Source organism: Methylovirgula sp., assembly GCF_037200945.1.
Lineage (GTDB): Bacteria > Pseudomonadota > Alphaproteobacteria > Rhizobiales > Beijerinckiaceae > Methylovirgula.
Genome location: NZ_JBBCGP010000001.1, coordinates 247436 through 269520 on the forward strand (window position 1 = coordinate 247436; position 22085 = coordinate 269520).

Here is a 22085-nt window from a genome sequence, read left to right on the forward strand (position 1 = left end):
AATTATATACTAAACTAGATTGTAAAATCCGATTTCGCGGCCTGTTCGGCGCTCGTCTTCGTCTCGGCCACCTGCCCGCAAATGTCGTCGATCGTGACCTGCTCCAGAGCCGTCAAAAAGGCCTCGCCGGCGCGGGTGACGACCGGCGAGATGATATTTTGGATGAAAGTGTTTTCCGGTTTCTCATCGTCCTCGGCTTCGCTTTGAACCGCGCGGACAATTTCCGCCGCCGTGATGCGGCGGCGCTCGCGCGCAAGTTCGTAGCCGCCGCGCGGCCCCCGCACCCCTTTGAGGATGTCGGCGCGCACGAGAGTTTGCAGCAATGTTTCGAGATGGCGCGGCGGCAGATCGAGCCGCCCGGCAAGCTGCTTCGCCGCCACCGGCTGCGGGCGTGCATGAATCGCGATATCGACGACCGCGGCAAGCGCCAGGACACTGCGCCGGTCCAGAAGCATCATGAATTGTCTCCCGGCGCGCCAAGCCCGGTCGAACCGTAGCCGCCGGCGCCGCGCGCCGTCGCGGTCAGATCCACCGCTTCGACAAAGGCCACGCGCGTCACCGGGGCGACGACAAGCTGGGCGATGCGCGCGCCGCGTATAATTTCGAAAGGCTCGGAACCAAGATTTATTAGAAGCACGCTGACTTCGCCGCGATAATCCGAATCGATCGTGCCCGGCGAATTCAGGACCGTGACGCCACGATGCAGCGCGACGCCGGAGCGCGGCCGCACCTGGCCTTCGTAGCCCTCCGGCAATTGCAAGACGAGACCCGTCGGGACGAGATGGCGCGTCCCGGGCTCGATAATGATTCTCTCGTCCTCTGCGATCGCCGCGCAGAGATCGGCGCCCGCCGCACCGGCGCTGTGATAGGCCGGCAGCGGCAGGCCTTCGCCGTGCGGCAACAATCGGATTGCGACGCGGGGCGCTTTTTCGTCAACCATCGCGGCCTGCCTTCAGTATGTTTGCCAGATGCCGGATGAGTTTAGCGGCGATTTCGTCCTTGCGCATTTTCGGCCATGGCTCGGTCTCGGCGGCAGAGACGAGCGTCACCTCATTTTCATCCTTGCCCATCGCGCCATCCGCGCCGACATCGTTGGCGACGATGAGATCGCACTTCTTGCGCTGCAATTTCTCACGCGCATGAACGAGCAGGTTTTCGGTCTCGGCGGCAAAGCCGACAACGACACGTGGACGCACGGATTTACGCTGCGCGACGATCGCCAGAATGTCGGGATTTTCGGTGAAGACGAATTGCGGCGGGGCGGCGGACTTCTTCACCTTCTGCGGCGCGGCTTCGGCACGCCAATCGGCGACCGCCGCCGTGGCGATGAAAATATCGGCTGGGAGTGCCGTCTCAACGGCAGCCAGCATCTGCGCCGCCGTCTCGACGTGCGCGGTGATGACGCCCGGCGGATCGGGCAGCGCGACGGGGCCGCTGACCAGCAACACTTCGGCGCCTGCCCTCGCGGCAGCCGCGGCAATGGCATGGCCCTGCTTGCCGGACGAACGGTTGCCGATATAGCGGACCGGATCGATTGGCTCCTGCGTCGGCCCGGATGTGACAACGACGCGGCGCCCGGCCAGCGGCTTTTCTTGCGCCAACCGTCCGATGCCCGGCGGCAAGGGAATTTGCGTCTCGCCATTCAGCACAGTGGTGATCGCCGCGAGAATCGCTGCCGGCTCGCTCATCCGCCCGGGGCCATATTCGCCGCAGGCCATATCGCCGTCGTCGGGGCCGACGAACAGCACGCCGTCCTGGCGCAGAATGGCGATATTGCGTTGGGTCGCGGGATGCAGCCACATGCGGACATTCATCGCGGGCGCGACGAGAATTTTCTTATCGGTCGCCAGCAGCAGCGTCGATGCGAGATCGTCGGCCAGACCCTGTGCCATCTTGGCGAGAAGATCGGCCGTCGCAGGGGCGACGACGACGAGATCGGCGGCGCGGGAAAGCTGGATATGGCCGATTTCGGTCTCGTCGGTCAGCGAAAACAGATCGTCGAAGACCTTGCCTCCAGAAAGGCTTGCGACCGAAAGCGGCGTGACGAACTCTTTGGCGGCTTTGGTCATGACGACGTGCAAGTCTGCGCCCCGCTCGCGCAGACGGCGGATCAATTCCAGGACTTTATAGGCGGCGATACCGCCGCCGATGACGAGCAGGACCCGCTTGCCGTCGAGCACGCCTTTGTCTCCAAACCGTCAATGATGCCAGCCGAAACGTAGCAGAAAGACACCCAATATAATCACCAGAGCCCAAAGCGCGATATGGCCGAGCCGCGCACCGCGCGCCTGCGCTTCGCCGATCTTGGCGAGCACGCCCTCCGAAAGTTCAAACCCCTCTTCGGACATGCTCTCGATCTGGGTGATGATCTTCTCGGTCTGCAGCAAAACCGCGGGCAGATTGGCGGCGAATTGCGCCAGCGCGTCGATGCCGCGTTTTGCGTCCCCGATCCGGCCGATGGGTCCGAGATTTTCGCGCAGCCAGCCGCCGACGACGGGCTCCGCCGTCGACCACATATCAAGCTTCGGATCGAGCCGCCGCGCCACGCCCTCGACGACGACCATCGTCTTCTGCAACATCACGAGTTCGGTCCGCGTCGTCATGTCGAACAGCGCGGTGATCTCGAACAGCAGCGTCAGCACCCGCGCCATCGAAATCTCATCGGCGGTGCGGGCATGGATCGGTTCGCCGATGGCGCGGATCGCCTGGGCGAAATCCTCGACCCTGTGATAGCCCGGCACATAGCCCGCTTCGAAATGTACTTCCGCGACGCGCTGATAATTGCGGGTGATGAAGCCGTAGATGATCTCGGCAAGGAAGCGGCGTTCCTTAAGGCCGAGCCGGCCCATAATGCCGAAATCAACCGCAGTGAGGCGGCCCTCGCGATCGACGAAGAGATTGCCCTGATGCATGTCGGCGTGGAAGAAACCGTCACGCACGGCATGGCGCAGGAACGACTGGATGACTGTGCGGCCGAGATCGGTCAAATCGAAGCCGGACGCCGCGAGCGCCTCCGTATCCGACAGCGAAATGCCATCGATCCATTCCGCGGTGAGAACTTCTTTCTCCGTGCGGTCCCAATCGACGCGCGGGACGCGGAAGTCGTTTTCCTTCTCGGTATTCTCGGCGAATTCCGATGCCGCGGCGGCCTCGAGACGGAAGTCCATTTCCATCTTCACGGTGCGGGCAAGAATATCGACGACTTCGACCGACTTCAGCCGTTTGGTATCGGGAAACCAATGTTCGCCGATCCGCGCCGCGTAATACATGTCGGACAGATCACGGCGAAATCGCCGCTCGATTCCGGGGCGGATGACTTTGACCGCAACATCGCGCTCGCCGCGCTTGTCGCGCACGCGCGCGCGATGCACCTGCGCGATCGAAGCTGCGGCGACGGGGGGACCAAAGGCGATGAAAATCTCGTCGATCTTGCGGTTGAACGCACCCTCGATAACCTTGACCGCTTCCTCTTGGCCAAACGGCGCCATATGGTCTTGCAGGGCTTCGAGCCGACGCGCGACCTCAACGCCGACAACGTCCGGCCGGGTCGCAAGAAACTGCCCGAGCTTGACGTAAGACGGTCCGAGCCGGCTGATCGCCGCCGGCAGAAGGTCCGGTCCGGTCGCGCGTTTGGCGAGCGATTTGGCGAGGCCGAACGGCAACCGGGCAGCGGGCGGCAGCGCCGCAATATCGACATCGCGAAACAGGCCCGCCCGCGAGAGCACGAAACCGGCCCGGGCGATACGCAGAGGATGCCCGATGGAAAAGATCAAAGCTTCCAGCCTGAATGGATGGCGACAATGCCGCCGCTGAGCTTCGTGAAGCTGGCGCGGGCGAACCCGGCCTGCTCGATCATCGTGCGGAAATCCTCAGCCGACGGAAACTTGCGGATCGACTCGACGAGATAGCGGTAGGCTTCGGAATCGCCCGTCACAAGCTTGCCGATCGCCGGAATGGCGCGGAATGAATAGGCCTCGTAGACCCGGTCGAGCGCCTCGATATCGACCTGCGAAAATTCGAGGCAGAGAAAATGGCCGCCCCGGCGCAGCACGCGATAAGCCTCTTTGAGCGCAACATCGATGCGCGGCACGTTGCGGATGCCGAAAGCGATCGTATAGGCGTCGAAATCATCGTCTGGAAACGGCAGCGATTCCGCATTGGCCTCGACGAAGGTAAGCCTGTCGGCGAAGCTCTTCTTCTCGGCGCGCGCCCGGCCGACTGCGAGCATGTCGGGGTTGATGTCGAGCAGCGTCACCTGCGTTTGCGAGCCGCCGGCCTTGGCGATCCGGAAGCCGATATCGCCGGTACCGCCCGCAACGTCGAGATGGCGGAACGGCCGCGTCTTCGACGGGTGTACCTGGGCGGCGAGCTGATCCTTCCACAACCGGTGCAGGCCCGCCGACATCAGATCGTTCATCAGATCGTAACGCGCCGCGACGTTGTGAAACACCTCATCGACGTGCCGCTGCTTGTCCGGCAGCGGCACGGTCGAAAAGCCGAAATGGGTATTTTCCAAATTGTCCTCGGCCATCGCTCACATTTCGGTCAGATCGCCGCCCTGAGCCCCGCTGAAGCTGGCGAAGGCGAAGGCGCGCGCCTATCTGTGCGTCGCGCCTCTATTGCCCGGTTTCGCCTGCCGCCGTCAAACTTGAGCGGAGGCATGCTTAATTTCCCCGGCGAGGCGTGAGGGAGATCCACATGAGCCGTTTCTTCACGCGTGTCACGCGTCATCGCAATCTCTTCGTCACGGCCGCCGCTGTGACGTTGCTCGGCCTTTCGCCGGCTTGGGCCGAGACTTACAATTTGATCGCGAGCCTCAGTGGGGCCAGCGAGGTGCCGTCCAATTCGACGAAAGGCACCGGCAGTGTGACTGCGACATATGACACGACGACCAAAAAGCTGGCATGGACCGTGACCTATTCGGGCCTTACAGGCACTGCCGTCGCCGCGCATTTCCACGGACCTGCGGCTCCGGGGAAGGACGCACCGGTCGAAGTCCCCGTCACGATCGGCCCGAGCCCGCTGCAAGGCTCAGCCACGCTGACGCCGGCGCAGGAAAAAGATCTGCTCGACGGCAACGTCTATTTCAACATCCACACCCAGGCCAATCCGAAGGGTGAAATCCGCGGCCAGGTCTCGAAGGCCGAACCGGGCTAGCATTTTCTTTATCTTCTACCGTCGGGAGACGGCATAAAGGACTCATGCCTGAACTTCCGGAAGTCGAAACTGTCCGCCGGGGCCTCGCCCCGGCCCTCGTCGGCGCGCACTTTGATCTTGTCGAGCAAAGACGCGCCGATTTGCGCTTTCCCTTTCCACCGGACTTTGCCGGCCGCCTGACGGGCCGCCGTGTGACGGCGCTGCGGCGGCGCGCCAAATATCTCCTCGCCGATCTCGATGACGGCGAGGCGCTTGTCATGCATCTCGGCATGTCCGGCTCGTTTCGTATCGCTGACAGTGCGGACGAAAGCACGCCGGGGCTTTTCCACAATTCGCGCGGCAAGGACGACGCACACGATCACGTCGTCTTCCATCTCTCGAACGGCAAGCGGATCACCTACAACGATCCACGCCGTTTTGGTTTCATGCTGCTGATCAAGAGCGATCTCGTTGCTGCGCATCCGCTTTTCCGCGACGTCGGCATCGAGCCTTTGGGCGATGATCTCGATGGCGCCACGCTGGCACGTCTTTTCGCGGGCAAAAAGGCGCCGCTGAAAGCCGCGCTGCTCGATCAGAGTCTGGTCGCCGGCCTGGGCAATATCTATGTCAGCGAGGCGCTGCATCGCGCCGGGCTTTCGCCGCGCCGTGCCGCAGGCACATTGACGCGCAAGAACGGCACACCAACCGCAAGCGCCGATCTTCTGGCGAAAGCCATTCACGAAGTTTTGGACGAAGCGATTGCGGCCGGCGGCTCGTCGCTGCGCGATCATCGCCAGGCCAATGGCGACCTCGGCTATTTCCAGCATAGTTTCCGCGTCTATGATCGCGCAGCAGCGCCCTGCCCGCGCCCCGGTTGCGGCGGCACGATCAAGCGCATCGTTCAATCCGGCCGCGCCAGCTTCTATTGCAATACCTGCCAGAAGTAGCCGTTATTGCGAGGAGCAAGGCGACGAAGCAATCCAGAAAGCGGTCCATCTACTGGATTGCATCGCTTCGCTCGAGGTGACGCTCAAGCCTCCACGTGCCCCGGTGTTACCCGCAAAAATTGCGCGCGATCTTCAAGCCCGGCAAAAGCGGCGCGATCCGCGCCGGTCATGAACACTTGCGATCCAAGTGCGACGAGCCTGTCATAAAGCGCCGCGCGGCGCGACGCATCGAGATGCGCGGCGATTTCATCAAGCAGGACGATGGGACGGATGCCGCTGAGCACTGCAACGAGCCGCGCGTGGGCGAGAACAATGCCGACCAGCAGTGCTTTCTGCTCACCGGTCGAGGAGCGTGCCGCATCCGCCTGTTTCGGGCCGTGGACGACGAGCAGGTCGGCCGCATGCGGGCCAATGAGCGTGCGCCCTGCGGCGGCGTCGCGCGCACGATTCTGGCGCAGCACGTCGCGGTAAATATCTTCGGCCTCGATCGCCGGCCGTGTCGCGACAAGATCCTCGACATCGCCTTTCAACGTCAATTCGGCGAAGGGAAAAGGCGAATCCGTATCCTTGTCCTGCAGGATCACCTGCATGAGGTGCGCAACCGTCTCGACCCGCGCTGCCGCGACCGCAACGGCAAGTTCGGCGACCTCACGCTCCGCCGCATCCAGCCATTGCCAGTCGCGCGATCCATTTTCGAGCAGGCGATTGCGATTGCGTAATGCGCGTTCGAGCGCACTGACGCGGCCGCCGTGTTCACCATCGAGCGCCAGAACAAGGCGATCCAGAAATCGACGCCGTTCGCCGGCCGACCCGGAAAACAGACCGTCCATCGCCGGCGTTAGCCAGACGATGCGAATATAATCGGCAAAAGATCGGATCGACGTCACCGGCTCGCGGTTCAGCCGGTAGCGGCGCACAATTCCACCATCGGGCTGAATCTCGGTTCCCGTCCCGAGTTGAAGCTTATCCTCGTCGCGCGTCGTAATTTCCACCGATACGGCAAAGGTACCGTTCCCCCCGGCGCGGGCGCATTCGCCAAGTTCCGCCCGGCGCAAACCACGGCCCGGAGACAGCAGCGAAATCGCCTCCATCAAATTGGTTTTTCCGGCACCGTTTTCGCCTGTCAGCACGACAAGGCCCGGCGTCAGATGAAGATCGAGCGCCGGATAGGAGCGAAAATCGGCGAGCACGAGCCTGGTCGCGGCAGGCCGGGCGGACGGCTCCTTAACGATTGCTCGGGCGTCGTTCATGTACATTCATCTAAAGCAGATGCGGAGCCTTGGAAGCGCAGGTTGTGACAGTGAGCCACAAGAATTCAAGCGAGGCGCAGGATTATCGGCTCGGGCCGCGCGGCACTGATCTCGCGCCGCTCGCCGATCTCTGGGTCGCCGCTTGGCTGGCGGTCATGCCGCAAATCGATTTTCCCGCGCGGCGCGCCTGGCTCGTGACCTGCGTCAAGGATATCGAGGCGCACGGCGGAACGACAATCTGCGCCTATGACGCGGAAAGCACCCTCGCCGGTTTTTGCCTGCTCGATCTCGACCGCGCCTATCTCGAACAGATCGCTATCGCGCCGCCTTTATTCGGCACCGGCGTCGGCCGGCTTTTGATCGGCGAAGCGCAGCGTCTGTGCCCAGACGGTTTGGCGCTCGACGTCAATGCCGACAATCTGCGCGCCTTGCGATTTTACGAAAATGCCGGATTTCTGCGCGGCGAACCCGGGGCTAATCCAGTATCCGGGCTTGCCACCTGGCGCATGCACTGGCCAGGCCTCGCGTGAAGCGACCTAGAGCGTTTCCACGCGAAGTGGATACCGGTTCGCGTTATGAAAACGCTCCACTTCAAATATTAGACCGCTTTCGGGCGGAAAACCGGTGTCCACTTTTCCTGAAAGCGGTCTAGTGATGGTGCCGATGCCCGCGATGGGAATGCCAATGCGTCCAATGTCTGTGCGTATGCGCAACAGGCGCGGAACTGGCGGGGGCATCAAGCTCCATATAAACACGGCCATTATGGCTGCCACTGGCCCGATGCCCATGATGCCGGACGGGCGCCTCGCCGGTTTCACCACCCGCATCGCCGCCCTCGTCGCCGCCAGCATCAGGTCCCGATGACATCCCGTGCATATGGGCGACCGGTCCGAAAGAGGCGAGGCATTGGTTATAGGCGTCAGCGGCCTGAATTTTCTCGCAATCGTTGATGGTACGGGGCGCAGCGGCGAGCGGCGCAGCGGACAAACCGAAACTCAGCAAGCCGAGAATCGGCGCAGCGCGTCGAAAAATCTTCATCCTCTGAGCGTCGCTCCGGTTTTATTTTGAACTTCAGCGATGATCCTGCTGGCGACGGCGTCGATCTCGGCATCCGTTAAGGTCTTATCGCGCGGCTGCAGAGTGACCGCAATAGCGACGGACTTTTTCCCGGGCGGAATCTCGGCGCCCTCGTAGATATCGAACAAAGTGACGCCGGTAATAAGATTGCGATCCGCCGATTGTATGGCCCGTACGAAATCGGCCGCCTTAATATGACGCTCGGCTAAAAAGGCGAAATCCCGCTCGACCGGCATAAGATCCGACAGCTCAAGCTTCGGCTTGGTTTTCGTTGCCTTGGCCTTGGGCAAGGGAATCTCGTCGAGTTCGATTTCAAAACCGACAAGGGTTGCATCGACATCGAGCGCTTCGAGCACGCGCGGATGCAGCTGGCCGAAAGAGCCGACGATATTTTTGGGCCCGAATTGCAATGTGCCCGACCGGCCTGGGTGAAACCAAGGCGGCGCATTCGTACCGATCTGCAAACCACCTTGCGGAACGCCAAGCGCGGCGAGCAAAGCCAGAGCATCGGTCTTCGCGTCGAAAATATCGGCATCCGACGCGCCATCAGCCCAGTGCCGTCCGCGCCCTGCAACGCGCGCGCGACCGCGCCGCAGACCGGCGACCATAGTCTTTTGATCCTCGGGCGCCGTGCCTCTGAAGATAGGGCCGACTTCAAACAAAGCCACATCGCCGAAGCCACGCGCCGCGTTACGCTTCGACGCCGCGATGAGGCCCGGCAAAAGACTCGGCCGCATGTCGGAAAGATCGGCGGCGATCGGATTGGCGAGCACAAGAGATTCGTCGCCCCCGCCGAACGCTCGTGCCGCCTCGTGTCCGATGAAGGACCAGTTGATCGCCTCGGTCAGCCCATTAGCAGCAAGCGCGCGTTTGACGCTACGCACGCGTTTTTGCAACGGCGTCAAAATCGCAGATGAAATATGCTCGTCCTCGCGCGCCAAGGGTTGCGCAGCGATTCTGTCGAGGCCTGCGATGCGCAGGATTTCCTCGACGATATCGGCCTTGCCTTCAATGTCAGGTCGCCACGACGGAACGTCGATGATGACGAGATCGCTGTTGCCGGGCAGGCTCGCGGGACGAAACCCGAGATGTTCGAGGATCGACGCCATCTCCGACGGCGACAGATCAACCCCAGCGAGACGGCGCACTTCGCTCCAGGGAAACGTCACGCGTTTTTGCGCGTCTGGAATTTGTCCGGCCAGAACGATGTCGGACGCTTCGCCACCGCAAAATTCGAGCACGAATTGCGTCGCGCGGTCGAGCCCTGGCAGCACGGACGCCGGATCGACGCCACGCTCGAAACGATAGCGCGCGTCCGAATTGATGGCGAGGCGGCGGCCGGTGCGGGCAATGTTGACCGGGTCCCACAGCGCGGATTCGATCAGAACGTCGGTCGTCGCCTCGGTACAGCCCGTCGCTTCGCCACCCATGATGCCGGCGAGCGATTCGACGCCGTTGGCATCGGCGATGACGATCGCGTTTTCATCAAGGTTATAGGTTTTGCCGTCGAGCGCGAGGAAGCTCTCGCCCGTTTTGGCGCGGCGTACATGCAAATCGCCCGCGACTTTTGACGCGTCGAAGACATGCAGCGGCCGCGCCCTGTCGATCGTCAGAAAGTTGGTGATGTCGACAAGCGCGTTGATCGGCCGAAGCCCGATGGCGCGCAATTGCTTTTGCAGCCAATCGGGGCTGGGGCCGTTCTTGACGCCCCGCACAAGCCGCAACGCGAAGGCCGGTGCGAGATGATGATCGGCTTCGGCAAGATCGAGGCTGACCTTCACAGGGCAGGGAAAGCTGCCAGCAATCGGTTCGACGGGCGGCATTTGCAATTGGCCGATCCCGGCTGCATCGAGATCGCGCGCGATGCCGAGCACGCCTGCGGCGTCTGGTCTGTTGGGCGTCAGATTGATCTCGATCAGTGGATTATCAAGCCCCGCCCATTTGGCGTAGGTGGTGCCGACAGGCGCATCCGCCGGGAGATCGAGAATGCCTTCCTGATCGGTCGAGACTTCGAGCTCGGCCCCCGAACACAGCATGCCGGCAGATTCGACGCCGCGGATCACGCCTTTGCTGAGCGTGATGCCTTTGGCCGGAATATAGGCACCGGGCGGCGCGAAGACCGTCTTCATGCCAGCACGCGCATTGGGCGCGCCGCAGACGACCTGCACCGGCTTGCCGCTGCCAATCTCGACGAAGCACAGGCGCAGCCGATCCGCGTTCGGATGCGGATGCGCTTCCAGAACTTCGGCGATGACGAAATCCTTCAGTGCCGCGGCTGGATCGTGGACATGTTCGACCTCAAGGCCGACTTTGGTCAAAGTGTCGACGATAGTCGCGAGATCGGCGTTGGTATCGAGGTGCTGCTTGAGCCAGCTTAAGGTGAATTTCATTGAGAGTCCGGTTGCGGGCACCCGCGGGCCACGCCTTCGGCGCCCACGGCGTCGCCGGTATAGAGACAGAAGGCGGCGAATTCCAGCCTTCGAGCACGACGCGACGCTTCGCATCTGCTCCAAATAAAAATTCAGGGCGTTTTCAACCGAATCGGACGCCGGTTCGCGCAAAGAAAACGCGCTGAAACAATGTCTTAGCCGAAGGCATCGTTGGTGCCGAACTGGCCGGTCTTGCGATAGCGCGTGAGATAGGTCGGCACCAGCGCCTCGTAGGATTCGGCGGCGATGCCGAGGCCGTTCAAGGTCCGCCGCTCGGCCGCGGCCGTTGCCGAGACCACATTGTCCTGCTGCAGCAATTCGACCTGATCCGTCGTCAGCACAAAGTCTTCGGGCATCAGGCCCAATGTCAATTTCGCCACCAACTCACTTATGCCGCCGAAGCCGCGCGCCGGACCAAAAGGCAGCGGCATAAGGAAACGCTTGCGCTCGGTCTCGGCGAGGATGAATTCGATGATCTCGCGCAGCGTGCGCACTTCGGGGCCGCCGAGTTCGTAAATGGTCCCCGCCGCCGCACTACCCTTGACGCCGGCGGCCACCGCCTTGGCGACATCGCCGGCATAGACCGGCTGCAGCTTGGTGACGCCGCCGCCGATCAGCGGCATGACGGGCGAGAGACGTGCGAGCGCCGCGAAACGATTGAAGAAATGATCTTCCGGCCCGAACACGACGGACGGCCGCAAGATAATCGCGCCGGGCAGCGCCGCCTGCACCGCCGCTTCGCCGGCCGCTTTGCTGCGGCCATAAGCCGACGCGGAACTCGGGTCGGCGCCGAGCGCAGATACGTGGACGAAATGTTCAATACCTGCATCGCGAACCGCAGCGGCGATATTGGCTGCGCCCTCGCGGTGGATCGCATCGAACGTCTGGCGCCCCTGCTCGCGCAGAATGCCGACGAGATTGACCGCCGCATCGGCATTGCGCAGGGCGGCTGCAATCGAGTCGGGATAACACAGATTGGCCTGGACTGCGGTGATCTGGCCAACGTTGCCGGAGGGCTGAAGATGGAAGGCCAGGTCCGGCCGGCGCACCGCGACGCGAACGAGCCAGCCATCTTTGGCCAAGGCACGGACGACATGCCGGCCCAAGAATCCGGCACCGCCAAAGACCGTCACCAGCCGGTCGGCACGTCGCAAAGCTTCGTTCATCGCTGAGACCCTCGTGGCGCTTGCTGGCCGCATTTTTAATCCAGCCGGGGCAAATCTGTATAGGGCGCAGGAGTCTGGAAATCGCCTTTTTCGCACTTGCGGCGGGGCGCCGATTGACAAGGGGCCGAACTGGCCCCTATGGGATGGGACCGCATGCCCTGGTGGCGGAATTGGTAGACGCGCTGGTTTCAGGTACCAGTGGTGAAAGCCGTGGAGGTTCGAGTCCTCTCCAGGGCACCAGCTTCTAAGCTGTTGTAATATATAGCAGAGATTGCTTTCGGTATCTCACCGGCAAAAAACAAGGCGATCTTCCTTGAATTCCCGGTCCCAATTAGGCTTCCTGTGGAAGATTTAGGCGTCACCGCTTTTCGCAATTGCATTTACGAGGCGCTCATCGGGCGGCGCGATTTCGGTCACAAGATCGCGCAGATGCTGTTTCGTCGGAAGCGGCTTCAGGATCATGTCGCACGGCTTAAGGCGCGCGGTACAAGCGTATGCAACCTTGCCGTCGATAACGATCATACATTCCTTGCACGTATTCGCATTCGTACATGAATAGCGGATCGCCAATGTCGGATCGAGGTAGGTACGGATATAGCGGAGTCCGTCGAGTACGGATTGCCCGTGCGTATAAGGGACCTCGTAGGTGCTGACCGACCCCTCTGTCCCCGCTCCGCCACGCTCGACAATGAGTTTCGCAGTTTCCATCATACTATCTCCACAAGGGCTTCGGCATGGACCGGTGCCCGGCCGAGAATAAGACCGTCGTGCCCCAGCGCGACCGTCTGATGAAAAGCCCAGCGTTCATCCATGCCGGGAAAATCTTCACGCTGGTGACCGCCGCGACTTTCTTCGCGCGACAGTGCCGTACGGATGATCGCCTCAGCGACACTCAGCATCGAGCGCAGGTCGAACCAGTCGAGCCGCGCCGAATTGTAGGGCTTGGAATGACCGGGCGGCTGATCGCCCGATGCGTCTTTCAGCTCGGCGACCTTTTCGAGCGCGACCTCGAGACCCTGTCGCGTGCGGAACGGCCCGACAAGATCGGCCATGACGTCCTGCAAATCGGCAATGGCGTGCGTTGCGTTGAAATCTGTTTCGCCGGATACGGCTTCTACAAGTTCAAGCGCTGCGCTGGCCGCCGCGGGATGCCAGACGGTTCTGGCTTCCGACAATGCCCGCTGCGCGGCGCCCTGCCCCGCGATTTCGCCAAACACCAGCGCTTCGGTGATCGCATTGCCCGACAGACGATTGGCGCCGTTCGCGCCGGCGACCAGTTCGCCTGCAGCAAACAAGTTGCCGACGCGTGTCTCCAACGCTTCATCCACGCGCACACCGCCCATGTGATAATGCGCGATCGGCGCGACCTCGACCGGCATTTTGGTGAGATCGATACCGTTGTCAGCCAGCCGGTCAATGACGGGGCCAAAGGCCTCTCGCAATTTCTCTTCCGGGATATGCTGAAAGCTGAGATAGGCGCCCCCGGCGGGCGTGCCGCGTCCTGCTTCCACTTCCTTGAGAATTGCGTAAGTCGCCTTATCGCGCGTCACGACGTAGCGGCCGTTCTCCTGCGCATCGTCGTAATGGCTCATGAATTCCTTCATCTCGCCGTTCAGCAACTGGCCGCCGAGTTTGTAACGGAACGGGTCCCACATGATCGGGTCCATCCCGACGAGCCGTGGCGCGAGATGGCCGATCGGAAAAAACTGCACGAACTCCATGTCCATCAGTTCCACGCCCGCGCGCAGCGCGAGGGCATGACCATCACCGCCCATATTGGCGGAGGCGCTGTTGCGGCGATAAATCCGTGTGACCCCGCCGGTCGCCAGAACAATGGCCGCGGCAGCGATCGAAACGGCACGGCCATCAGCCATCGAAAAAGCAACCGCGCCGCTGACAGCGCCGTCGGTCTGAATAAGGTCCGTAATACAGAGATCGCCCACGCGAACAATCTGCGAATTTTTCAGAACCTGAGCGCGCAACGTCTTTGCAACCGCCGGCCCTGTCGAAAGGAAATCTACATACACACAGCGCGGCCGATCGTGACCGGGCGCCTGCGTCTGGCGCAGATGCCCGTCCGCTCCGCGCGCCCAGCCGACATTCCAGGCATCGAGCTGACGGATGGCTGCCGGCCCGCGCTCGCAAACCAGCCGCGCCAGATTAGCATCGCACAGGCCGCGGCCGGCCTTCATTGTATCCGCAAAATGCGCTTCCCAATCGTCGGGTGTTTCCTCGCCAAGCGCCACGGCCACAGTCATCTGCGCCATGATTGTCGCACCGCTACGGCCAATGAGGCTGCGATCGGCCAGCAGAACGCGCGCGCCTTCGCGAGACGCGGCAAGCGCTGCCGCCATGCCGGCCGCGCCCGAACCGATCACAAGGACATCGGTGGCGAGGTGGGTGGCCGCCTTCGGCAAACTCATTTTGAAACTCCTTGAATTTCGGCGCTCGCACTCACGACACGCCGCGCGGCAATCAGACCGTCGCCGCCGATCGCGCCGCCTGATCGTAATAGCCAGAGAGCGCGCGAAGCTTCTCGCCCAAATCCGACAGCACGTCTTCCGACGGACCGGACGACCGCAGCGGCTTCACCAGCAATTGCTCGCGAACCGCCCCGTAACGGCTACAAACCTCGATGCCTTGACGCGTCACCGAGACCAGCTTTTCCTTGCCGTCGCGCTTGGTCGCAACAAGCTTTGCAGTTTCAAGCTTGCGCACTGCATAAGCGACGACATGCGTTTCTTCGATATCCAGAATGCGGGCAATATCCGAGAAACGTTTGGGCCGGTCGCGATGCCGAACGAAATGTAAGATCAAAACTTCGATCTTCGAGAGATTTGGGACGCCTGAGGCCGCCATGCAGCCCACGATCCAACGCTCGAAGGCGTGGACGGCCAGAATCAAGCCGAATTCGAATTCCGATAGCGCGGGCGACGCGCCGGCAGCCAGATGGGCGGAGGACACGATCGGCTGATTGAGCTTCTCGCGCAGCATTTCATTGCGGTCATCGGTCATGCGGCGGTTCCGTTTCCAGCAACGTCATATTTTGCTGATAATTTTTCAAGAAGAAATATATTCTATGTTGACAAAACATCGGTAACTCATTCTTCATGCGAGATCGTTTTGAGGGATAAGGTAGGCGATGCGGGCCGGCTGGCAATTCTGGGTCGATCGCGGCGGCACCTTTACAGACATCGTCGCCCGTAGGCCTGACGGAACGCTCGTCACCCATAAGCTTCTCAGCGAAGACCCTGCACGCTATTCCGATGCCGCCGTGGCGGGTATCAAACAATTGCTCGGTCTTGCTCTCGGCGACAGCATTCCCGACGGACTGATTGAGACCGTCAAGATTGGCACCACGGTCGCGACCAATGCCCTCCTCGAGCGTAAGGGCGAGCCGACGCTGCTCCTCGTCAATCGTGGTTTCAAGGATGCGCTGGCGATCGGCGACCAGACAAGGCCGCGTTTGTTCGATCTCAATGTTGTTCGGCCGTCGGTTCTTTACAAGACGGTGATCGAGATCGCTGGCCGCGTTGATCGCGATGGCGCCGAAATCGAACCGCTCGATGAAGCTTCTGCCTTGAGCGCGTTGCGCGCGGCGCGCGCAGAAGGCTTTTCCGCCTGCGCGATCGTCTTTCTGCACGCGTGGAAATATCCCGATCACGAACGCCGGATCGCAGCGCTGGCGCGCTTGGCTGGATTTACGCAGGTCTCGGCGAGCCATGAGGTCAGCCCATTGCTGCGCCTTATCCCGCGCGGCGATACAACTGTCGTCGATGCCTATCTCTCGCCTGTCTTGCGCCGCTATGTCGATAGCGTTGCGGCCGAACTTGGCAATGTAAAGCTCTACTTCATTCAATCGAATGGCGGCCTGATCGACGCGTCGCGTTTTCAGGGCAAGGATGCCGTGCTGTCCGGGCCGGCTGGCGGCATTGTCGGCGCCGCGCGGACAGCGGCCACAGCCGGTCTCAAGAACATCATCGGTTTCGATATGGGCGGTACGTCGACCGATGTCGCGCTTTATGCCGACGCGTTTCAACGCACGTTCGACACACAGGTCGCGGGCGTCCGTATTCGCGCGCCGATGATGGCGATCCATACTGTCGCAGCGGGCGGCGGCTCGATCCTCCATTTCGATGGCGCGCGTTTCCGTGTCGGGCCGGATTCCGCGGGCGCCAATCCGGGACCGGCGAGCTACCGGCGCGGCGGCCCTTTGACCATCACGGACGCGAACATCTGCCTGGGCAAGATACAGCCAAAATATTTCCCCGCGATTTTCGGCCCAGACGGAGACGAGCCGCTCGATGCGAACATCGTGCGCATCGGCTTCGACGAACTTGCCGAACACGTCAGCGCGTCGACGGGTGTCCGGCGCGATCCGCGCGATGTAGCAGAAGGCTTCGTGCGGATCGCCGTCGCCAATATGGCCAATGCCATCAAACATATTTCCGTTGAAAAAGGCCACGACGTCGGCCGCTTCGCGCTGCATTGCTTCGGCGGCGCGGGTGGCCAGCACGCTTGTCTCGTTGCCGACGAGCTCGGCATCGATAAAGTCTTCATCCACCCGTTCGCGGGTGTTTTATCGGCCTACGGAATAGGTCTCGCCGATCAGACCGTGATGCGGGAACAATCGGTCGAACTGACCTTGACGCCGACCAGCATTGCAACGCTTGCGGAGCGCGCCGGTGCGTTGGAGCAGGCTGCGATCAGGGAACTCGCCGAGCAGGATGTCGATGTCGGCAAGGTCCTTGTCGCCCGCAAGCTGCATGTGAAGTATCAGGGCACCGACGCGGCGTTGCTTGTGCCGCTGACCGACTATGCCGATGTGATCGCATCTTTCAGCGATTCGCATCTTTGTCAGTTCGGTTTTACGACGCCGGATCGCCCGCTGATTGCGGAAACAATTCTGGTCGAGGCGACCTACCCCGGCGAGACCGCAATCGCCGTACACTTCGATGGCCGTGCCACAGGCACACTGCTCGAAACCATCGGCCATGTGGAAATATGGAGCGGCGGCCGCGCATATAATGCGCCGGTGTACGAACGCGCGGACCTGCGCGCCGGCGACGAACTCAAAGGTCCAGCGCTCATTCGCGAATCCGCGGCGACAACCGTCGTCGAACCGGATTGGGCCTTGCTGATCACGGAACACAACAATATCGAGCTGCGGCGTCACAGGACGCGCACGAGGGCCGGCAACACGGATGCAAAGGCCGCGCAGGCCGACCCCGTGCTACTCGAATTGTTCAACAACATCTTCATGAATATCGCGGAGCACGCCGGCAGCGTTCTCCAGAACACGTCGCGAAGCGTCAACATCAAGGAGCGGTTGGATTTCTCCTGCGCGATCTTCGATGCAGAGGGAAATCTAGTCGCGAATGCGCCGCATGTTCCAGTCCACCTTGGCGCGATGGGCGAAAGCGTGCGCACCGTGCTGCGGCGGCGGGGCGCGACATTGCGCCCCGGCGATGTGATCGCGCTGAACAATCCCTTCAATGGCGGGACGCATCTGCCCGATATCACCGTCATCACACCCGTCTTCGACAGCGTGGGAAAATCCATTCTCTTCTTCGTCGGCAGCCGCGGACATCACGCCGATATCGGCGGCCTGACGCCGGGCTCGACACCGCCCGAGTCACATACGCTTGAAGAAGAAGGCGTCATCATCGATGATTTCCTCCTGCTCGACCGCGGTGAATTCCGCGAAGCCAAATTTCGCGCGTTGCTGACCGGCGCGCGCTATCCGGCACGCAATCCCGATGTGAATATCGCGGATATCAAGGCACAGGTCGCGGCGAATGAGACAAGCGTCCAGGAGTTGAACCGGGTCGTCTCCGAATGGGGCTGGGACATTGTCGCGGCCTATATGCGGCATGTCATGGACAATGCCGAGGAACAGGTTCGTAAAGCACTCACACGTCTCCGCGATTGCGAATTCAGCGACAGACTGGATAACGGAGCACCTTTGCGGGTGAAGATCTCGGTCGACCGGAATGAGCGATCGGCCGTGATCGATTTCACCGGAACGGGGCCGCAGCAAGGCGACAATTTCAACGCGCCGCCCGCCGTGACGCGCGCTGTTGTTCTCTATGTTTTCCGTTGTCTCGTGGGTGAGGACATTCCGCTCAACGAAGGTTGTCTGAAGCCTCTGCACATCGTTATTCCGCCGGATACATTCCTGTCCCCTGCGCCGGGAGCGGCAGTCGTCGCCGGCAACACGGAGGTAAGCCAGGCAGTCTGCAATGTGCTCTTTGGCGCGCTTGGCGTCCTCGCGTCGAGCCAGGGCACGATGAATAACTTTCTCTTCGGCAACAAAACCTACCAATATTACGAGACGATCTGCGGCGGTGCCGGCGCCGGAATGACACCGGGCGGCGAAGGTTTCGATGGCGCCTCGGCGGTTCAGGTCCATATGACCAATACGCGGATGACCGATCCCGAAATTCTCGAATTGCGCTATCCCGTTCGGCTCGTCGATTTTTCAATCCGGCGCGGCTCCGGCGGCAAGGGCAGATGGCATGGCGGCGATGGCGCCGTGCGAAAGATTGCCTTCCTCGAACCGATGATTGCCTCGCTTGTCACCTCACGCCGCAAGGTCGCGCCATTCGGCCTCAGTGGCGGGGCCGACGGTCTGTCAGGTCGACAATGGGTTGAACGCGCCGACGGCAGCCGCACGGAACTAGCCTCGACGGCGCGAGTAGAAGTTGGCGCAGGCGACGTCATCGCGATTGAAACACCCGGCGGCGGCGGTTTCGGCGCCGACGAATAATCACGCCCGACTTCTGACGCCACCTTGTGAATATTTTGCACACATATTATAGACTAAATCAGATAATCAAATATTAAGAACGTAAGACAAGCAGACAACATGCAGAAGACAATACGCGCCACGGCCGTGAACACCTCGCACCCGGACAGCCTGACGCGCCAGCACTGGTTTGTGCTTGCGATCACGATGGTGCTCTGGATGTTCGATGGTTACGAGACCTATGCGCTGCTTTTAACGATAGGCCCGTCTCTGCATGAACTCCTCCCACGCAGCGAACTGCATAATCTCTCGCATTTTGCCGCTTATCTGATCTCGCTTACGCTCTTTGGCTGGGCCGTCGGCGGTGTCCTCGGCGGATTGATTGGCGATCGCATCGGCCGCCGCGCAACGATGATCGGCGCGGTCGTCCTCTACAGCATTTTCACCGGAACAAGCGCTCTCGCGCATTCCTGGCAAATCCTCGCGCTGACCCGGTTTCTCACTGGCATTGGCCTTGGCGCGGAATGGGGCGTCGGTGCATCATTGCTGCAAGAAGTCTGGCCGGAAAAACTGCGGACACGCGCCGCGGGCGTTTTGCAAGCGGCGTTTTCATGCGGCTTCGTCATCGCCTCGGTTCTCTGGTTGATCATCGGCGGCGCGTTCGGCGGCTCCTGGCGCTGGCTCTATATCGTCGGCATTGCCCCGGCGATTTTCGTCGTCATCACCGGGCGCGCGATTCCCGAATCCGAGCCGTGGACGCGCGCAACGAGCAACGCGAGTTCTGCGGTTACGCTCCGCGCCTATCTCCGCACCTTGATTATCGCTGTCATCATTTCGAGCTCGATCACCGTCGCTTTCTGGGCGATCTCTTCGTGGGTGCCGACCTATGTCGCCGTGCTCGTGCATAATCCGCGTGAGGCCGTGAGCTACGCAGGCTGGGCCGGGCTGCTCTTTGCGATTGGCGAGATTTTTGGCTGTGTCAGTTTTGGATGGCTGGCCGAATCTTGGGGCCGGCGGTGGACGCTGGTTTTCTTTCTTGCCGGATCAATTCTCATCACGCCCGTCGTGTTCCTGCTCGTAAAGGGCGCGCCGCTTTTTGTGCTGCTGCAGATCCCGAATGGTTTCTTCACCGGCGGCATTTACGGATGGTACGCCGTTCACCCGCCAGAGCTTTTCCCGACCCGCATTCGCTCGAGCGCGATTAGCATTATCTTCAATTCAGCGCGGTTTCTCGCGATGCTGGGACCGATTTTGTCGTCGAGCCTGATCGCTTTTTTCGGCGGCTACGGCATTGCGGCGACCATCGCCTCAAGTATCTTCCTCATCGGGATCGTCGCCATATTCTTCCTGCCGGAAACAAAGGGGCGTCCCCTCCCCGCGTAAACGGCCGACGACGATTTTGCGCTCCTCTTCAATTCGCGGCCCACTTTGATGAAGACGATACGCATCGCAGTCCCGGACCTGGTCTCGAACTCCTACTTTCCGGCGCTTGCCGCGATCGAGCTCGGCTGTTTTCGCGACGAAGGCCTCGACAGTCGGCTCGATCACATTTTTCCCAGTCCAAAAGCCTTCGCCGCGCTTCGAGATGGAATGGTTGACCTCGTCGCCGCGCCCGCGCATGCCCTGCTCTCGGCGTTTCCGGAATGGCATGGCGTCAAGTTGCTCGCCGCGCTCGCGCAAGGAACATATTGGCTGCTCGTATTACGCGCCGATCTCAAGGCGACGCCCGGAGACGTGAATGCGATCAAGGGTCGCCGGATCGGGGCCGCGCCGATGGTCGATCTCGCGCTTCGTCAGCTTTGCATCGATTCAGGCCTCGATCTCGTGCGCGATAAAGTGGATATCGTGCCGGTGCCACGCGCGAACGATCCAGGGGTCTCATTTGGCATCGCGGCGGCGCAAGCGCTGGATGAAGGATCAATCGACGGATTTTGGGCTAATGGCCTTGGCGCCGAATATGCGGTGCGAAGCGGCAAGGGCGATATCATTCTCGATGTCCGGCGCGGCCTCGGTCCATCAGTCGCTTTTCACTATACCTTCCCCGCAGTCGCGGCGAGCGACCGCCTAATTGTCGCGGAGCCTGATCTCGTCGGACGCGCCGTGCGCGCGATCGTGCGTGCGCAACATATGCTGCGGGCCGATATCAGCTTGGCGAGTGTGGTCGGACGGAAGCTATTCCCGACAGCCGAAGCGGAATACATCGAAGCCGTCGTGACCCGTGACCTTGCCTATTATTCAGCGGAGATTTCGCCTCAGACAATCGACGGAATCATCCGTTTCTCGCAAGCTTGCGGCCTCCTCAAAGGCACGCCTTCTCGCGAAGACATCGTTGCGATGCCGTTCTCGCATCTCTGGGGCGAAGCGGGGCTGCAGACTTAGTAGTCTGGAGGCCGACCATCGCTGGTCTATTTCCTGACGATAAGCTGCTTTTCCGCAGCCGGAGCGAAATCCAAAATCGGAATCGTCAGCCGCGCGAAGATTCTACTCGCCCGCTCGCGCCGACGCGATGCGCTCGGCAAGCGCCGATCTCACCAATGAGTTCTTCACATGCAGGATATGCTCGCGCATCTGTGCCTGTGCGCTCTGCGGCTCGCGTAAGGCCACTGCTTTATAAATAGCGTGGTGTTCTGCGTGGCGTTGCCGCACGTCGTCCAGATTGAAGGCCATGACATTATGCGTCGTGGTCTGCGGAACCCGATTGCACAGCTTCAGGACATCGACGATCAGCCTCGAACCGGCGGCCTCCAGCAGCGTCGCGTGAAACTGAGTATTGACCTCCGCATAGCCACGCCGACATTCGACCAGATCGACATGTCCCGCGAGCAATCTATCGCCACGGCCGAGGACTTCGCGGATCGTATCGCCCTGGGCCAGCGTAAGACCACGCTCCGCCGCGAGGCGACAGGCCAATCCCTCGTTGAGAGCCCGCACTTCGAAGGCATCGCCAATCTCGTCCAGGCTGAACGAGCGAACCGCGAAGCCACGATTCGGCGCATGGTCGAGAAGCCCCTCTCCGGTCAGCATCTGCAGCGCGGCGCGCACCGGGGTCCGGGACACGCCCAAAGTGTTCGCGAGATGGACCTCATTGATCCGCCCCTTACCGAGGTTTCCGTCCAGCAACGCGCTGCGGATCGTTTCCGTCAGAGCGCCGGTGCGCTTTCTTTGTGCGACGGCGCCGCCGCCGGCAGCATCAGTTGCCTGGCTCATATCCACGACGTTGCTTGAGGCTGACATTTCCGTCCCTGTCATATCTCGATGGCCGCGGCCGATCCAATCGCCGACCAATCAAGCTAAAGTGTACACACATTGGCACAAATAATGCCAATGTGTAT

General features: G+C 61.4%; 19 protein-coding genes and 1 tRNA gene. 7 read left to right on the forward strand and 13 right to left on the reverse strand.

The genetic code is table 11. The annotated features are described in order from the left end of the window. Positions 1–14: 14 nt before the first annotated feature. The 5 genes from WDN02_RS01190 to ubiE are packed head-to-tail and all read right to left on the reverse strand — an operon-like array spanning position 15 to position 4531. Positions 15–458 carry an Rrf2 family transcriptional regulator gene (locus tag WDN02_RS01190; protein WP_337291766.1) on the reverse strand — a complete coding sequence of 148 codons (444 nt, stop codon included), beginning with the start codon at positions 456–458 and terminating at the stop codon, positions 15–17. Further along, entirely contained in the window at positions 455–940 is a 486-nt protein-coding gene (gene dut / locus WDN02_RS01195; RefSeq protein WP_337291767.1) for a dUTP diphosphatase, read from the reverse strand. The genes WDN02_RS01190 and dut overlap by 4 nt, the downstream gene beginning before the upstream one ends. After that, positions 933–2180: a bifunctional phosphopantothenoylcysteine decarboxylase/phosphopantothenate--cysteine ligase CoaBC gene (coaBC, locus tag WDN02_RS01200; protein WP_337291768.1), complete on the reverse strand. Its 1248-nt coding sequence runs from the start codon at positions 2178–2180 to the stop codon at positions 933–935. The genes dut and coaBC overlap by 8 nt, the downstream gene beginning before the upstream one ends. A gap of 18 nt (positions 2181–2198) precedes the next feature. After that, positions 2199–3773, reverse strand: coding sequence for a 2-polyprenylphenol 6-hydroxylase (gene ubiB, locus WDN02_RS01205; RefSeq protein ID WP_337291769.1), 1575 nt, complete (start codon positions 3771–3773; stop codon positions 2199–2201). Next, positions 3770–4531: a bifunctional demethylmenaquinone methyltransferase/2-methoxy-6-polyprenyl-1,4-benzoquinol methylase UbiE gene (gene ubiE / locus WDN02_RS01210; protein WP_337291770.1), complete on the reverse strand. Its 762-nt coding sequence runs from the start codon at positions 4529–4531 to the stop codon at positions 3770–3772. The genes ubiB and ubiE overlap by 4 nt, the downstream gene beginning before the upstream one ends. A 167-nt stretch (positions 4532–4698) precedes the next feature. Here ubiE and WDN02_RS01215 point away from each other — a divergent pair, with 167 nt between their 5' ends. Beyond that, complete coding sequence (locus tag WDN02_RS01215) at positions 4699–5157, forward strand: CHRD domain-containing protein (RefSeq protein ID WP_337291771.1); 459 nt, start codon at positions 4699–4701, stop codon at positions 5155–5157. 44 nt (positions 5158–5201) lie between these two features. Further along, positions 5202–6083 carry a bifunctional DNA-formamidopyrimidine glycosylase/DNA-(apurinic or apyrimidinic site) lyase gene (gene mutM / locus WDN02_RS01220; RefSeq protein ID WP_337291772.1) on the forward strand — a complete coding sequence of 294 codons (882 nt, stop codon included), beginning with the start codon at positions 5202–5204 and terminating at the stop codon, positions 6081–6083. 83 nt (positions 6084–6166) lie between these two features. Here mutM and recF read toward each other — a convergent pair whose 3' ends face one another. Beyond that, the gene (gene recF / locus WDN02_RS01225; RefSeq protein WP_337291773.1) at positions 6167–7333 is read right to left on the reverse strand and encodes a DNA replication/repair protein RecF; all 1167 of its coding nucleotides are present in this window, start codon (positions 7331–7333) and stop codon (positions 6167–6169) included. Between the two features lie 29 nt (positions 7334–7362). Here recF and WDN02_RS01230 point away from each other — a divergent pair, with 29 nt between their 5' ends. Then, positions 7363–7863, forward strand: a complete 501-nt coding sequence (locus tag WDN02_RS01230) for a GNAT family N-acetyltransferase (protein ID WP_337291774.1) — start codon at positions 7363–7365, stop codon at positions 7861–7863. A 118-nt stretch (positions 7864–7981) separates the two neighbouring features. On the opposite strand, the gene WDN02_RS01235 is transcribed toward WDN02_RS01230, so the two are convergent. The 3 genes from WDN02_RS01235 to WDN02_RS01245 all read right to left on the reverse strand — a co-directional run bounded on the left by WDN02_RS01235 (position 7982) and on the right by WDN02_RS01245 (position 12005). Next, the gene (locus WDN02_RS01235) at positions 7982–8371 is read right to left on the reverse strand and encodes a hypothetical protein (protein WP_337291775.1); all 390 of its coding nucleotides are present in this window, start codon (positions 8369–8371) and stop codon (positions 7982–7984) included. Next, positions 8368–10800, reverse strand: coding sequence for a phenylalanine--tRNA ligase subunit beta (gene pheT / locus WDN02_RS01240; protein ID WP_337291776.1), 2433 nt, complete (start codon positions 10798–10800; stop codon positions 8368–8370). The genes WDN02_RS01235 and pheT overlap by 4 nt, the downstream gene beginning before the upstream one ends. 194 nt (positions 10801–10994) lie before the next feature. Next, complete coding sequence (locus WDN02_RS01245; RefSeq protein ID WP_337291777.1) at positions 10995–12005, reverse strand: complex I NDUFA9 subunit family protein; 1011 nt, start codon at positions 12003–12005, stop codon at positions 10995–10997. Between the two features lie 155 nt (positions 12006–12160). On the opposite strand from WDN02_RS01245, the gene WDN02_RS01250 reads away from it, so the two are divergent. Continuing rightward, positions 12161–12245 (forward strand) — tRNA-Leu (locus WDN02_RS01250). Between the two features lie 111 nt (positions 12246–12356). Here WDN02_RS01250 and WDN02_RS01255 read toward each other — a convergent pair. The 3 genes from WDN02_RS01255 to WDN02_RS01265 are packed head-to-tail and all read right to left on the reverse strand — an operon-like array spanning position 12357 to position 15020. Continuing rightward, positions 12357–12716 carry a 2Fe-2S iron-sulfur cluster-binding protein gene (locus WDN02_RS01255; RefSeq protein ID WP_337291778.1) on the reverse strand — a complete coding sequence of 120 codons (360 nt, stop codon included), beginning with the start codon at positions 12714–12716 and terminating at the stop codon, positions 12357–12359. Then, the gene (locus WDN02_RS01260; RefSeq protein ID WP_337291779.1) at positions 12713–14428 is read right to left on the reverse strand and encodes an FAD-binding protein; all 1716 of its coding nucleotides are present in this window, start codon (positions 14426–14428) and stop codon (positions 12713–12715) included. Before WDN02_RS01260 ends, WDN02_RS01255 begins: the two co-directional genes overlap by 4 nt. Positions 14429–14480: 52 nt before the next feature. Next, entirely contained in the window at positions 14481–15020 is a 540-nt protein-coding gene (locus WDN02_RS01265) for a winged helix DNA-binding protein (protein ID WP_337291780.1), read from the reverse strand. A gap of 127 nt (positions 15021–15147) precedes the next feature. Here WDN02_RS01265 and WDN02_RS01270 point away from each other — a divergent pair, with 127 nt between their 5' ends. From WDN02_RS01270 to WDN02_RS01280, 3 genes are all read left to right on the forward strand, one after another. Continuing rightward, on the forward strand, positions 15148–18774 hold the full coding sequence (locus WDN02_RS01270; protein WP_337291781.1) for a hydantoinase B/oxoprolinase family protein: 3627 nt from the start codon (positions 15148–15150) through the stop codon (positions 18772–18774). Between the two features lie 99 nt (positions 18775–18873). Beyond that, positions 18874–20136, forward strand: coding sequence for an MFS transporter (locus tag WDN02_RS01275; RefSeq protein WP_337291782.1), 1263 nt, complete (start codon positions 18874–18876; stop codon positions 20134–20136). Between the two features lie 48 nt (positions 20137–20184). Further along, on the forward strand, positions 20185–21132 hold the full coding sequence (locus tag WDN02_RS01280) for an ABC transporter substrate-binding protein (protein WP_337291783.1): 948 nt from the start codon (positions 20185–20187) through the stop codon (positions 21130–21132). Between the two features lie 102 nt (positions 21133–21234). Here WDN02_RS01280 and WDN02_RS01285 read toward each other — a convergent pair whose 3' ends face one another. After that, positions 21235–21987: a GntR family transcriptional regulator gene (locus tag WDN02_RS01285; RefSeq protein ID WP_337291784.1), complete on the reverse strand. Its 753-nt coding sequence runs from the start codon at positions 21985–21987 to the stop codon at positions 21235–21237. Positions 21988–22085 lie beyond the last annotated feature (98 nt).